Here is a 13,132-nt window from a genome sequence, read left to right as displayed (position 1 = left end):
TCATTTATGTTACGCCGACATCTGCTATTTTCCTGTTTGCTGTTAAATTTGGGCTTGCTGAGCCAAGTTCAAGGCGCCCCTCGTGTGCCGGAAAGTTTAACAGAAAACGGGTTAATTTATTGCACGAATGCATCAGGTTTTTCATTCAACCCGCAAACCGCAGATGCCGGCACCAGTATGAATGTGGTAACGGAGCAGATTTATAATAAGCTGTTTGAAATTAAACATCACAGTGCAACCGTCACGCCCTCTTTGGCGCAATCTTATAGTATTTCTGCTGATGGAAAAGAAATCTTCATTAATTTACGCAAAGGGGTGAAATTTCATCACACCCCTTGGTTTACCCCTACCCGAGATTTTAATGCGGAAGATGTGATCTTTTCCATCAACAGGGTGTTAGGTCATAACACCTATTTACCGGTGTTAAATCAAGATAATCCGGTAAACGGTAAAAATCCCCAATACCGCATCTTTCATGAACAGGCGAAAAAAGTCCGTTTTCCCTATTTTGATAGCATCAGATTAAACCAAAAAATTAAATCCATTACTGCGCTCAATCCCTACAAAATAAAAATAGAACTCTTTGAGCCTGACTCTTCCATTTTGTCGCATCTTGCCAGTCAATATGCGATCATTTTTTCACAAGAATATGCCTATCAATTAAGTGCAGATGACAATCTCACGCAATTAGACACCCATCCTGTCGGCACAGGACCTTATCAAGTTCAAGACTATGTTTATAACCAATATGTCCGTTTGTTACGCCATGACAACTATTGGAATAAAGAGGCAAAAATTAAACATATTTTGGTTGATTTATCCACTGAACGCACCGCTCGGTTAATTAAATTTTTTAATAACGAATGTCAAATTGCCGCCTATCCTGAAGTGAGCCAACTGGGGTTATTGCACAATAATAATGAACGCTATTATTTGCAGTCAGCCGAAGGAATGAATCTTTCTTATTTGGCGTTTAATTTTAATAAACCACTAATGCGGGATGCGCAAATTCGCCAAGCGATTTCTCAAAGTATTAATCGTGCACGCATTGTTCGCAATATCTATCATAATACGGCAACAGTGGCGAATAATATTATTCCCAATGTGTCTTGGGCATCGAATATTAATACACCCGGATTTGATTTTGACTATTCGCCAAAATACGCCAAAAAAGTGTTGGCAAACAAAAATTTACAACTAAATATGTGGGTGCTTAACGAAGAACAAATGTATAATCCAGCCCCCATAAAAATGGCGGAGCTCATCAAATGGGACTTGGCACAAGCCGGGGTAAATGTCAAAGTGCGGTCGGTTACACGAACGTTTTTATTAGAACAGCGGAATAAAAAAACCGAAGATTACGATATGATTCTTACTGGTTGGCTTGCCGGAAATTTGGATCCTGACGGTTTTATGCGTCCTATTTTAAGTTGTGAAACAAAAGATGAAGTGACCAATCTATCTAACTGGTGCAACCCGCAATTTAATGAATTAATGGATAGCGCATTAGCCGCCACCCAATTACGGGAACGGGCTAGAAACTATAATATCGCCCAAGATTTAGTGTTAGAAGCGCTCCCCATTATCCCCATTGCCAATGCAAAACGTTTTTTAGTCGCCAATAACAAAGTAAAAGGTGTGCAAATGAGCCCTTTTGGCAGTATCAATTTTTCAACCCTTTATTTCGCTAAGGAGAAAAAATAATGTTGTGGTCGGCATTGCGCCATCTCCTTTGGGTGATCTTGTTATTCTTTATTTTAAGCCTCATCAGCTTTGCTATTTTAATGCGGGATCCGCTGAATGAAGCACTTATCCAAAATAACATTTTAGGTAGCTATGTTTATTATCTTAGCGCATTACTACAAGGGGATTTAGGCATTACCTATAACGGCGGTCAATCACTCACTTCCCTGATTTTTACCGTCTTACCGCCCACACTAGAGCTCTGTTTTTCCGCCCTCTTGCTTGCTTTTATTTTAAGTATTCCCCTTGGTATTCTAAGTGCGGTCAATAATCAGGGTATTTTTTCTAAAGCCTTACAAAGTTTGTCTTATGTGGGGTTATCCATCCCTATTTTTTGGCTTGCTCCTATTTTACTCTATATGGCGGCAATTTATGGTTGGGAAATTTCTGCCACAGGGCAATATAATTTGCTCTATGAAATTCAACCCATTACCGGTTTTCCGGTCATTGACGTTTGGTTTGTGGACGTACCTTATCGCACCAAAATTGTGCAAAGTGTATTGCAACATCTCATCCTACCCACCCTTATACTTTGTATTTTACCGACCATGGAAATTATCCGTATCATTCAACAGCGGGCTGAATATATTATTCAACAAAATTACACCAAAACAGCGGTGACTCGTGGTTGGTCAAAATGGAAAATTTTACAACGATATGTTTTTCGTAATACCTTTCCATTACTGATCCCACAAATTACACGGGTGTTCACTTTAGTCATCACCCAATGTATGCTCGTAGAAACCGTCCTCGGCTGGCCGGGAATCGGACGCTGGCTCATTGGTGCAGTAAGCATTCAAGATTACAATAGTATTTCCGCCGGTGTCATTGTATTAGGCATTTGTATTATTACCATTGACACCCTAGCCAAAACGGTGATGTTTATTCTCGATCCATTTAATAAGAAAGGTTGGTATGCAAGATAAAGAGCCGGATGAATTTCGTGAAAGTGCGTCAATTTATCAAATTTGGTTACAGTTTCGCAAAAATCGTATTGCTTTACTGAGCTTTTACTTATTTTTTCTGTTAATTTTAACCGCACTTTTCGCCCCTTTTATCGCCCCATACAGCGATAGTATGGAATTTATCGGACAAGAATTAATGCCCCCCTCTTGGGTGGAAAAAGGGCAAATCGCCTTTTTCTTTGGTACCGATGATCTTGCCCGCGATCTATTAAGCCGTGTCATTATAGGCACACGCTATACGCTCGGCTCTTCCTTGATTGTGGTGATACTCGCCGCCATCATCGGTGGTGCATTGGGCATTTGGGCGGGAATGTCCGGTGGCATTAAAGCCCGTTTCCTCGGTCATATTTTCGATGCCTTTCTCTCTATTCCAATTTTGCTCATTGCCATCATCATTTCCACGTTTATGGAACCCAGTTTGACAAATGCCATTATTTCCACCTTACTGGCAGTACTGCCCTATTTCACCCATGCCATTTATCGGGCTATTCAACAAGAGCTCAAAAAAGACTATGTGATGATGTTAAAACTCGATGGCATCACCGACAGCGAATTACTTCGTAGTACAATTTTACCCAACATCACCGTCACCTATATTCAGGAAATATCACGAGCATTTGTCGTCACCATTTTAGACATTAGCGCCTTAAGTTTTATTTCCCTTGGGGCGCAACGCCCGATGCCGGAATGGGGAGCGATGATTAAAGATTCCCTTGAGCTGATTTATCTTGCGCCTTGGACGGTATTACTTCCCGGCTTTGCCATTATCATCACGATTTTGTTAAGCATTGTCTTTACCAACGGCTTGTGCAAAGCCATTAACCAATATTATCAATAACTATGGCACTACTGGATATTCGTAATCTCAACATTGAAATTAAAACACCGACCGGGCGGGTTAAAATTATTGACGGCGTAAACTTAACGCTCAATAACGGTGATATTTTAGGGCTTGTGGGCGAGTCCGGCTCGGGTAAAAGTTTAATTGCCAAAGTCATCGGTAATGCCATTAAGGAAGATTGGATTATCACGGCAGATCGTTTCCGCTTTAATGATGTGGAACTGCTAAAACTTTCCCCCACACAACGGAGAAAATTAGTGGGTAAAGAAATTTCGATGATTTTTCAAGATCCGCTCACCTGTTTAGATCCCAGCAGAAAAATCGGTAAACAATTAATCCAACATATTCCAAATTGGACGTATCGTGGCAAATGGTGGCATTGGTTTGGCTGGAAAAAACGCCGTGCCATTGAATTACTCCATCGTGTAGGAATAAAAAATCATAAAGACATTATGGCGAGTTACCCAAATGAACTCACAGAAGGGGAAGGGCAAAAAGTAATGATTGCCATTGCCGTGGCAAATCAACCCCGTCTATTAATTGCCGATGAACCCACCAACGCATTGGAATCCATTACCGCACGCCAAGTTTTCCGCTTGCTTTCCAGTATGAATCAAAACCAAGGGACGAGTATTCTCTTAGTCAGTAATGATATTCCCAGTGTGAGCGATTTTTGTCATACGGTATCCGTACTCTATTGTGGGCAAAATACAGAATCCGCCCCAACACAAATCTTGCTGGAATCGCCTCATCATCCCTATACAAAGGCACTGATTCACTCCGTACCGGATTTTACCCAACCTTTTGGGTTTAAAACGAAACTGGGTACATTAGAAGGGACAGTACCGCTTTTAGAGCAAATGCCAATGGGCTGTCGATTCGGACCACGCTGTCCTTTTTCACAGAAACAATGTATAAAAAAACCCACACGCTATCGCATTAAACAGCACGAGTTTTCTTGTCATTTTCCGATTAACTTTCGAGAAAAACAGATAAAAGAAACCGTGATCAACACCCCGCTCACCTTATCTACGGAACCCAATAAGGATTAACTAATGCCTTTATTACAAGTAATCGATCTTTGCAAAACCTTTGATGGTCCGGTCCATTGGTTCGGCTCAAGCAAATTTAATGCCGTGGAAAGCGTGAGTTTTAATCTTGAAAGAAAACAAACTCTCGCTATTATCGGAAAAAATGGCTCGGGAAAATCAACATTAGTCAAAATGATAGCCGGGATGATCAAACCCACTTCAGGGGAAATTAAATTCAATAATGAACCGCTTGATTTTGAAAATCCCCATTACCGAACCCAACACATTCGTATGGTATTCCAAGATGCCAATTCCGCCTTCAACCCCCGACAAAATATTGGACAAATCCTTGATTCGCCACTTCGATTAGCCACAGACTGGGATGAAGAAAAACGCAATCAAAAAATCTTTGAAACCCTCTCTATGGTCGGGCTTTACCCTGATTACACCAATCTAAAAATCAAAAACCTTTCCGTCAGCCAGAAACAGCGGATCGCTATTGCCCGAGCAATTATCCTAGAACCTGAAATTATTATTGTTGATGATGCCCTCAGTTCATTGGATGCCTCTGTGCGGGTTCAACTCCTCAATCTTTCCGTTGATATTCAAGCCCGTCTAGGCGTTGCCTATATTTATGTGGGACAAGATTTAGGGGTGATCAAACATTTAGCGGACAATGTGCTTGTTATGGATGAAGGAAAAATCATTGAATACGGTTCCCCCAAAGATCTCTTTTGTGCTCCTCAAACAACGGTGACGAAACGTTTGGTCGAAAGCCATTTTGGTCGCTTACTTGATGAAAGTGCTTGGATTCGCCAAGAGAGAGAGGATTGATTAACAAGAAAAACACCTTTAGAATCGACCGCTCTTTGAGAGCCGATAAGGAAAATCTATGCAAATACTTCTTAAATTAACCCAATTTATCAGCAAAACTTTCGCCCTATGGGCTATCGTTTTTGCCGTTCTTGCTTTCTTATTTCCGGCAGAGTTTAAAATCTTTGCCCCTTATATTCCCTATTTACTCGGCTTGGTAATGTTTGGTATGGGGATCACGCTTACCTTCAGTGATTTCGCTGAAGTCGCCAAACACCCGAAAGCTGTATTTATCGGCGTGGTAGGGCAATTTGTCATTATGCCAATGATAGCTTTTGGCTTAGCAAAAGCCTTTCATTTACCCCCAGATCTTGCAATCGGCGTTATCTTAGTCGGCTCATGCCCGGGTGGAACTTCATCAAATGTGATGACCTATCTTGCAAAGGGTAACACTGCACTTTCCGTTGCTTGTACCACCATTTCAACCCTACTCTCTCCACTTTTAACACCCGTCATTTTCTATTTACTGGCAAGCCAATGGCTGGATATTAACGTCTCGGCGATGTTTATGTCGGTGCTAAAAATGGTGTTATTCCCTATTTTCTTAGGCTTAGTGGTTCGTATGCTGTTCAAAAACGTCATTGTTCAAGCAAGCCAAATTACGCCATTGATCTCCGTGGTATCCATTGTCTTAATTTTGGCAGCAGTGGTCGCAGTGAGCAAAGATAGAATTGTAGAATCCGGATTATTAATTTTCAGCGTTGTGGTATTACACAACTGCCTCGGCTATTTCATCGGCTTTCTTGCCGCCAAACTGTTTAAACTCAATACAGCAGACAGCAAAGCTATCGCCATTGAAGTGGGCATGCAAAATTCAGGTTTAGGGGCCGCTCTGGCAAGCGCCCATTTTAACCCCATTGCCGCCGTACCAAGTGCGCTATTCAGTTTCTGGCACAATGTCTCCGGTCCGATTTTAGCCAATATTTTCTCAAATATGAAAAATGAAAAATAACGGAAAAATTGACCGCACTTGATAAACAAAAGGCAGGGATTTCCCTGCCTTTCTAATAATCAATACCTTGAATACAATTTTCATACAAAAATTGAAGTAAGATTTCCCGCTTACTTTGATCTTGATAAAAAGCAGCAAGCATTAAATTAAATTCATCAAAATAGTTTTCGCTAATTTCAATGATCCCCAGTCCTTGCTGAATAAAATAGGTATTCGCCGCCAACATTGCCGTTCTTTTATTTCCATCCCAAAAGACTTGATCTTTCATCATTTCAAGCATAAAAACCAATCCTCGATAGGTTTCTGAGTATTGGTTATTTTCTAAAATAGCGGCGATTTTCTGTATCACGTCCTCTTCTTTAGGAATAGGCGGCACATAGCGCTCCCCATTATAGAGTGATACACCCACCTGCCCATGCCGAATCTCACCGGGATCAAGGGAATCATTTTGAGCAACCAAAAAATTTATCTTTTTTATAAAATCAAAGGTTAACTTATCTTGAATATGATTAAGAACAAAGCGAAGCCCATTGCGTAAATTCAAGATCGTTTCTACATCATTTAAGGAAACCGAGGCATCGGGACGATAATTTAAAATATGCTCGGTCTGTAATAATGTCGTATTACAATTTTCAAATTTACTCATATGATAAATTTGAGAAACTAACGTTTTTTTCGCAAGAAATAGGTTCTCTTTAAGAGAAAGTTGATACTTATTTTTCACTACTTCACACTCCCACAATTCAAACAATATAAATATTGCCCTTTGGGATCATTCAATTTATCTAGCTGATGGAGCTGTTGTTTAACTTGTTGGAGCGGTTTAGGGAGATCAAGCCATTGCGTCATCAATGCCTGTCCGCTTTGTCTGAGATCTCGGAATAATTTCCCCACTAAGCTGCTGTCTTCCTCAATCATCCATTCCACGGAAAAATCTTCAATCACAGGATCACGATGTAAATTGACTAATTCCCCTGCTTTTTCCACCGCACGATCAAAATCCCCCAATTCATCCACCAGGTTATGTTTGAAAGCATCTTTGCCCAACCATACTTGACCTTGTGCGATAGTATCCACAGCGTTTTTCGGCATTTGGCGACCTTTGCTGACTAAGCTCAAAAATTGATCGTAGCCATGCTCAATTTCTAGCTGATAAATATCTTGCGTATTTTTAGAAAGGGGGCTGAAAACAGAAGTGTCTGCCAAATCGGTTGTCGCCACGCCATCGACATTGACACCGATTTTTTTGATCGTATTTTCAAAGGTGGGCAACATGGCAAAAATCCCAATGGATCCGGTGAGGGTATTTTTATCCGCAATAATGTAATCCGATGTGGCTGAAATCCAATAGCCCCCCGAAGCTGCCATCGCTCCCATAGACACCACCACCGGTTTGCCTGTTTTTTGTAAATTCTCCACTTCTTGGCGAATCAGCTCTGAAGCAAAGGCACTCCCCCCCGGTGAATTGACCCGCAATATCACCGCTTTCACGGTTTCATCATCATAAGCCTTACGCAATAAACGAGCAATGCTATCACCGCCCACTTCGCCTTCGGCACTTTCTCCGTCAATAATCGCCCCTTCAACATTCACCACAGCAATTTTATTTTGTCCCATTGATGACGCCATACGATCCTCAAAGCCGGATAAATAGGTGGAAAAATCTACCATATTCACTTCACCCTCCGCATTTTTACCAAAAAGTGCGGTCAATTTTTTATCTAAATCTAACTGGGTGACCAAATCCGTGACTAATTGACGTTGTTTTGAATAAGCCGTGCTGTCGCCCTTCAACGCTTTCAATTCGCTTAAATACTGCTTCGCACTCGGTAATAAGGTTTCCTTTGATATATGGCGGTTTGTGCTGACAATTTGCATATAGCTTTCCCACATACCGTTTAACCATTGGCTCATATTCGCTTTGGCTTCCGGCGACATCTCATTGCGTAAAAAAGGCTCAACCGCTGATTTATAGGTGCCTACACGGAAAATATGAGGGGTGATCGCCAATTTATCTAACAAATCTTTGTAATATAAATTCTCTTGTGCCAAACCCTGAATGGAAACCTGTCCAATAGGATTAAGATAAATCTGATCGGCAAAACTAGCCAAGAAATACTGTGCCTGCGAATAATTATTCGCAAAGGCGATCACCGGTTTTTCGGAAGTTTTAAACTCTTTAATCGCTTTGCCAATATAATTCATTGCCGGCAGATCACCGCCTGAAAAATAATTCAGATCCAGCACCAAACCTCGAATGCTGTCATCGTCTTTTGCCAAACTAATCGCATAAACCACATCGAAGGTGGAAATTTGGAGTGGGGTACGTTCCGTTGTGTTTAACTCCCGCAACGCCTGTTGCCAGCCAAATGCCTCATCACGATTATCCGCCAAATAGCCGTCTAAATTCAACAACAATGCCCCTTTATCGGCAGCTAAATTGACACTGCTTTTTTTCGTATTGCTCGTCAAATTAAACAGACTGATTACCAATACAATGAAAATTAAAAAGAAAAAATTCATCACTAAATCACGAATAAAATTTAGTGCCCGCCAACAAAATTTAATTACTCGAAAAATAGGGTTCATAAGGTTTCAGATAAGTCAAAAAAATTGCGCTTAGAGTAACACAAACCCACGCTAAAAACTATGCTATAATCCGCCGCACTTTTAGTTGATGAGAAAGAAAAATGGATGCTTTAACCCTTTTAACTACCCGCCGTTCAAACAAAAAACTCAGCGCCCCTGCGCCGAATAAAACGCAGCTTGAAAAAATGTTCCAAGCGGCACTTCGTACACCGGATCATGGCAAATTATCCCCTTATCATTTTGTGGTGATCGAAAACGAGGGGCTGGATAAATTAGAGCAGTTACTTAAAGAGGCGGTCGTTGAGTTCAATCTCGGTGAAGAGCGCTTAAAAAAAGCAGAGAATTTGGCTCATCGAGCACCGATGGTGATCGCCGTTATCGCCAAAATCAATCCCGATATTGCTAAAGTGCCTACTTGGGAACAACTTGTCACGGCAGGTTGTGCCGCCTATGGGATTCAACTTGTCGCCCATGCCCAAGGTTTTGACAATGTTTGGATCACCGGAAAATGGGTATCAGGTAGCGCGCTTCGGCAAGCACTCGGTTGCCGTGAACAAGATGAAATTGTGGCATTATTGATGCTCGGCACCGCCACAGAAAAAGTGGAAAGAGAATGTCGACAAGAGAGTATGGAAGAATTTGTGAGTTATTTATAAAAACACCTCTTTAAACAACACAATGTGGGTGAACCTTGTTCACCCACTTGCCATTTTCCCTCCCATAAATTTAAAAAGATTTCTCAAAAATCAAATTCAGGTTTTGGCGGTCGTAAGAATACAGGGTTGGAATATTACTTTTTTGCTTACGATAAGAAAATTGCAGTTTTGGGGTGATGCCGAAAACATGCCAATCCCGTTTCCATAGGGTTAAATTCACGTTGAAAATGCGATCTTTGCGCACTTTGCCCAAAGCAATCAACCCACCTAGCACCGCTTCGTCTTTGTAGTGGCGTTGTGAAAAGCCAAAACCTAAACGGCTTGAAATGCCTTTGCCCCATTCTTGTCCCCAGCCGAGGCGGAGGGATTTGGTGTCCGAGCCATACTGTTTCACCTGGGTGGTTTCACGGTTGAAATCGCCGCCAAGGTAGAAAAATTGCCGTGGCGTTCTTGCCCAAACCAAGGTGGCGGACACTAATTTGGTGTTGCCGTTTTGCGCTTGGTTGTCGAAATAGCGTTGTTTGCTGTGTTCCGCCGCTGTTGAAAGTTGCCAGTTCGGGTTGAGCCAATGATTCAATTCCAATCTTGCGCCATTTGCCCATTGGTAGCTTTCGCCGCCATACCAACGCTTTTCATAAAAAGGCATTAGGCTCAACGTTGATTGTGCCGTTTTATAACGCAGCCCAAGGGAAGTGCGGTTGTAAATATCGTCATAATCGTGATTATCCCAATAACTTTTGCCGAACAATTCGTTCTCAAAAGCGAGATAATAACTGTTGCCGAGGTTAAAATCTTTGCCAAGCGAGAAATTGTAAGCAATACCGTGTGCGGTTTGCGGCATCATATCGTCATTTTTCACATAGCCCGTTTGTTCAATATTGCGGCTGTCTCCGGTGTTATTCACATTAGTATCACGCACATAATAGGCACTGGCGGAAATCTGCCACGAATCCCGCTCCTGCAACGCCTCTAAATAAGCATTGATAAGCTGTTGTACTGGAGCAGGTGTAGCAGGGTCGCTCAAGGCTTTTTGAAATTGTTCGGTGGCAGCGGTGTTTTGTTTATCCTGAAATAAGGCGATGGCAAGTTCGATCCGCACAGGGTTAAGATCCGCCCGTTCTGCCAACATTTCACGATAAACCCGAATGGCTTGGCTTAACTCTCCGCTTAATGCGGCGTGTTTTGCCTCGGCAAATTGGACGAGCAAGCGGTCGTTTTCAGGAAACGTTTTGTAAATTGCCAACAATTTTTCAATCAACTGTGGTTCACGGGCATAAATGGCTTGGGTTAAGAGTTGTTGGGTTAACGTCGGGTTGTTTTTTAAATCCGTTTCAGAAAGGTGAAGTGGTGGTTGATTTTGCCCCTGAAGGCTTACCACCGGCTCAACTTTCTGTGGTGTCGCCACTTTAATGTTCTGCTGCGGCTCGGCAAAATTTGCCGAGGCAGTAAACGTGAAAAATAACGAAAAAAGTGCGGTTAGGAATTTAGTTGTTTTCACTGTGTTTCAATTTCCTTTTCTTGGCTATTTTTATTATCAATTCCCTGATTATTATCTATACCATCATCTTTATCCGATTGAAGATCTTTTGTTATAAATTTAAATAACCAGTAATGTAAAAAAGAAGATGTGAATAGTATCAATGCAGACAATACCCAACCTGAAATACAGCTAAGATAACCATTTGGAATAAATCTAAATACAAGAACATTAACTCCAAAAGTAATTCCAGTAAATAATATTGGGGAATAAAAAATCTCTATTAAAGATAAAATCTTATTATCCGATTTATCCTTACTAAAAAAGCATAAAAAAAGTTGAGTAATTCCTAATAAGATAAAACTAATATTTGTATGTTTAATATATTCACTGGGAAAAACAGAGGTAATATAGGCATCATCATTACTAAAGTAAAGTAGCGCTATGCCTCCAAATATTAGAATTATTGATGTTAGTAATTTGCGTGAATTTGCTTTTAAATTATTATTTATTTTTCCCATTTTTCATCTCCTAAAACGCCCCTTTCGGGGCGTGGTTAATATTAAATTAAAGGGTTAAATTATTGTTTGGTTGCACCGTAAACAGCTTGATAATTTCCGAAAGAGCCACCATATCTTTTATCCTCTTTCATGTTAATATTAATTTCTCCTACAGTATCTTTATAACCATAAGAAAATCCACCTCTAAACCAACCACTTTCCCATTTATCATTTTCTCCTGTGATACCTCGATAATGAGGGAAGTCTTCGCTAGAGCCCTGAAGTACTCCACCACGTTCAACAATTTCCCCTTTTTCTAAAGTCACTTTCCCAATACTATCGGAGTTTAACAAACCACTAATTTTCTTATTATCGAAATCAGCTGTAAGTTCAACAGTACCATCTTTTTGATAAACTATACTTCCTAAGGCATCTAGTTTATTACTATCATACTGATAAGTCCCTGTTTTAATTCGAGCAATAACATCCCCTTTATAAGTTGCAGCCCCTTTAATATCTTTAGTATCATCATAATGATGATTAAACTTAGCCACTCCGAACATAACCATATTGTTATTATCATCGGTAGCCATTGTTTCTAATCCTTCTTTATTATAGAACATTCCATAAGTAGAATAAGGTTGATTTCCTATAATATAATTAAGCATCGCCTCACCACGCTCAGAAGAACCAAATTCACCAGATCCAATAGGGTACGTAAATACGCCTTGATGAATACCTAATGAATTATTAGATAATTCGTTTAAATCTACATCAAGGGAAACAAATTTAATATTTTCTCTTGAATATAAATCCTTATCTACAACTACTTGATAAAGATCGGGATCAAACTCCCCTTTATTTAAAACGAAATCACCTACGTGAGCATTTACTCTAAGCGTTCTATCCCCAGTCACCTGAGGTTGTTCAGGTTGGATTGGCTGAGATGGCTCTGTTGGCTTTTCCGGTTGAGTAGGCTCACTCGGTTGCTCAGGCTCCGATGGCTGTTCCGGCTGAGTCGGTTGGTTTGGTTGAGATGGATTATCCGGCACAACTACTACCGGTGGTTTCTCCTGCTCGGCTTTTTTCTCAATCAAAATGTTTTGCACATTCGTCACATTGATTTGTGCTTGTTTCACATCTTGTTGTGCCACTACTAAAATTTTATTTTGCACGGTTAAGGCTTGGTTGGCTTCTGCCAAGGCATCACGTTTTTCTTTCAGAGCATTAGCATCGGGTGTTTCTGCCTTTTCCAATACGCGAATTTCTTCATTGAGCACAGTAATACGGCGGTTAATTTCCGTAATTTCCGTTTCCACTTGGGTAAGTTTGGTTTGGCTATCGCTTAGCACTTTTTGTGCCGTTGTCGCACTTTGCTCAAGCTGTTGTAAGGATTGTTTGCTGTAATCAATGGCTTTCACCGTTGGAACAGGTTCAGCCGGTTGACGGGAAGGGGAATCACCATCACTAGAGCTACAACCCGCAAGCATTAAAGCCACAATCAT

11 protein-coding genes and 1 pseudogene are annotated in these 13,132 nt (G+C 40.9%); 7 read left to right on the top strand and 5 right to left on the bottom strand.

The features are described from left to right. Positions 1-6: 6 nt before the first annotated feature. From BKK50_RS10995 to BKK50_RS10970, 6 genes are read left to right on the top strand one after another with little or no spacing between them, the layout of a single operon-like run. Complete coding sequence (locus BKK50_RS10995) at positions 7-1,704, top strand: ABC transporter substrate-binding protein (protein WP_077418003.1); 1,698 nt, start codon at positions 7-9, stop codon at positions 1,702-1,704. Beyond that, entirely contained in the window at positions 1,704-2,669 is a 966-nt protein-coding gene (locus BKK50_RS10990) for an ABC transporter permease (RefSeq protein ID WP_077418001.1), read from the top strand. The genes BKK50_RS10995 and BKK50_RS10990 overlap by 1 nt, the downstream gene beginning before the upstream one ends. Next, positions 2,659-3,546, top strand: a complete 888-nt coding sequence (locus BKK50_RS10985; protein ID WP_077417998.1) for an ABC transporter permease subunit — start codon at positions 2,659-2,661, stop codon at positions 3,544-3,546. Before BKK50_RS10990 ends, BKK50_RS10985 begins: the two co-directional genes overlap by 11 nt. A gap of 2 nt (positions 3,547-3,548) precedes the next feature. Further along, a complete protein-coding gene (locus BKK50_RS10980) occupies positions 3,549-4,601 on the top strand; it encodes a peptide ABC transporter ATP-binding protein (RefSeq protein WP_077417996.1) in 1,053 nt (350 codons plus the stop codon). Positions 4,602-4,604: 3 nt separating this feature from the next. Continuing rightward, on the top strand, positions 4,605-5,414 hold the full coding sequence (locus BKK50_RS10975) for a peptide ABC transporter ATP-binding protein (RefSeq protein WP_077417993.1): 810 nt from the start codon (positions 4,605-4,607) through the stop codon (positions 5,412-5,414). A 58-nt stretch (positions 5,415-5,472) separates the two neighbouring features. Continuing rightward, on the top strand, positions 5,473-6,405 hold the full coding sequence (locus BKK50_RS10970; RefSeq protein WP_077417990.1) for a bile acid:sodium symporter family protein: 933 nt from the start codon (positions 5,473-5,475) through the stop codon (positions 6,403-6,405). Between the two features lie 52 nt (positions 6,406-6,457). On the opposite strand, the gene BKK50_RS10965 is transcribed toward BKK50_RS10970, so the two are convergent. Both BKK50_RS10965 and sppA read right to left on the bottom strand, forming a co-directional pair. After that, entirely contained in the window at positions 6,458-7,051 is a 594-nt protein-coding gene (locus tag BKK50_RS10965; protein ID WP_077418041.1) for a Fic family protein, read from the bottom strand. A gap of 77 nt (positions 7,052-7,128) precedes the next feature. Continuing rightward, positions 7,129-8,985 (bottom strand): signal peptide peptidase SppA, encoded by a 1,857-nt coding sequence (gene sppA / locus BKK50_RS10960; protein WP_077418038.1) that lies wholly within the window; start codon positions 8,983-8,985, stop codon positions 7,129-7,131. 110 nt (positions 8,986-9,095) lie between these two features. Here sppA and BKK50_RS10955 point away from each other — a divergent pair, with 110 nt between their 5' ends. Then, positions 9,096-9,650: an NAD(P)H nitroreductase gene (locus tag BKK50_RS10955; protein WP_077417988.1), complete on the top strand. Its 555-nt coding sequence runs from the start codon at positions 9,096-9,098 to the stop codon at positions 9,648-9,650. A 70-nt stretch (positions 9,651-9,720) separates the two neighbouring features. On the opposite strand, the gene BKK50_RS10950 is transcribed toward BKK50_RS10955, so the two are convergent. From BKK50_RS10950 to BKK50_RS13090, 3 genes and pseudogenes are all read right to left on the bottom strand, one after another. Continuing rightward, a complete protein-coding gene (locus tag BKK50_RS10950) occupies positions 9,721-11,148 on the bottom strand; it encodes a surface lipoprotein assembly modifier (protein WP_077417986.1) in 1,428 nt (475 codons plus the stop codon). Next, positions 11,145-11,648 (bottom strand): hypothetical protein, encoded by a 504-nt coding sequence (locus BKK50_RS10945; RefSeq protein WP_077417983.1) that lies wholly within the window; start codon positions 11,646-11,648, stop codon positions 11,145-11,147. Before BKK50_RS10945 ends, BKK50_RS10950 begins: the two co-directional genes overlap by 4 nt. A 59-nt stretch (positions 11,649-11,707) precedes the next feature. After that, positions 11,708-13,132: pseudogene (locus tag BKK50_RS13090) on the bottom strand (hypothetical protein); the annotation flags it as partial.

The organism is Rodentibacter rarus, from assembly GCF_001998965.1.
GTDB lineage: Bacteria > Pseudomonadota > Gammaproteobacteria > Enterobacterales > Pasteurellaceae > Rodentibacter > Rodentibacter rarus.
The sequence above is the reverse complement of the archived record's forward strand: the minus strand, read 5'-3'. Positions and strand labels throughout refer to the sequence as shown.

What these genes read in the sequence shown, in the direction of transcription:
- BKK50_RS10995 (WP_077418003.1), top strand. Translation starts at nt 7, where the DNA reads ATGTTACGCCGACATCTGCTATTTTCCTGTTTGCTGTTAAATTTGGGC.
- BKK50_RS10990 (WP_077418001.1), top strand. Translation starts at nt 1,704, where the DNA reads ATGTTGTGGTCGGCATTGCGCCATCTCCTTTGGGTGATCTTGTTATTC.
- BKK50_RS10985 (WP_077417998.1), top strand. Translation starts at nt 2,659, where the DNA reads ATGCAAGATAAAGAGCCGGATGAATTTCGTGAAAGTGCGTCAATTTAT.
- BKK50_RS10980 (WP_077417996.1), top strand. Translation starts at nt 3,549, where the DNA reads ATGGCACTACTGGATATTCGTAATCTCAACATTGAAATTAAAACACCG.
- BKK50_RS10975 (WP_077417993.1), top strand. Translation starts at nt 4,605, where the DNA reads ATGCCTTTATTACAAGTAATCGATCTTTGCAAAACCTTTGATGGTCCG.
- BKK50_RS10970 (WP_077417990.1), top strand. Translation starts at nt 5,473, where the DNA reads ATGCAAATACTTCTTAAATTAACCCAATTTATCAGCAAAACTTTCGCC.
- BKK50_RS10965 (WP_077418041.1), bottom strand. Translation starts at nt 7,051, where the DNA reads ATGAGTAAATTTGAAAATTGTAATACGACATTATTACAGACCGAGCAT.
- BKK50_RS10955 (WP_077417988.1), top strand. Translation starts at nt 9,096, where the DNA reads ATGGATGCTTTAACCCTTTTAACTACCCGCCGTTCAAACAAAAAACTC.
- BKK50_RS10945 (WP_077417983.1), bottom strand. Translation starts at nt 11,648, where the DNA reads ATGGGAAAAATAAATAATAATTTAAAAGCAAATTCACGCAAATTACTA.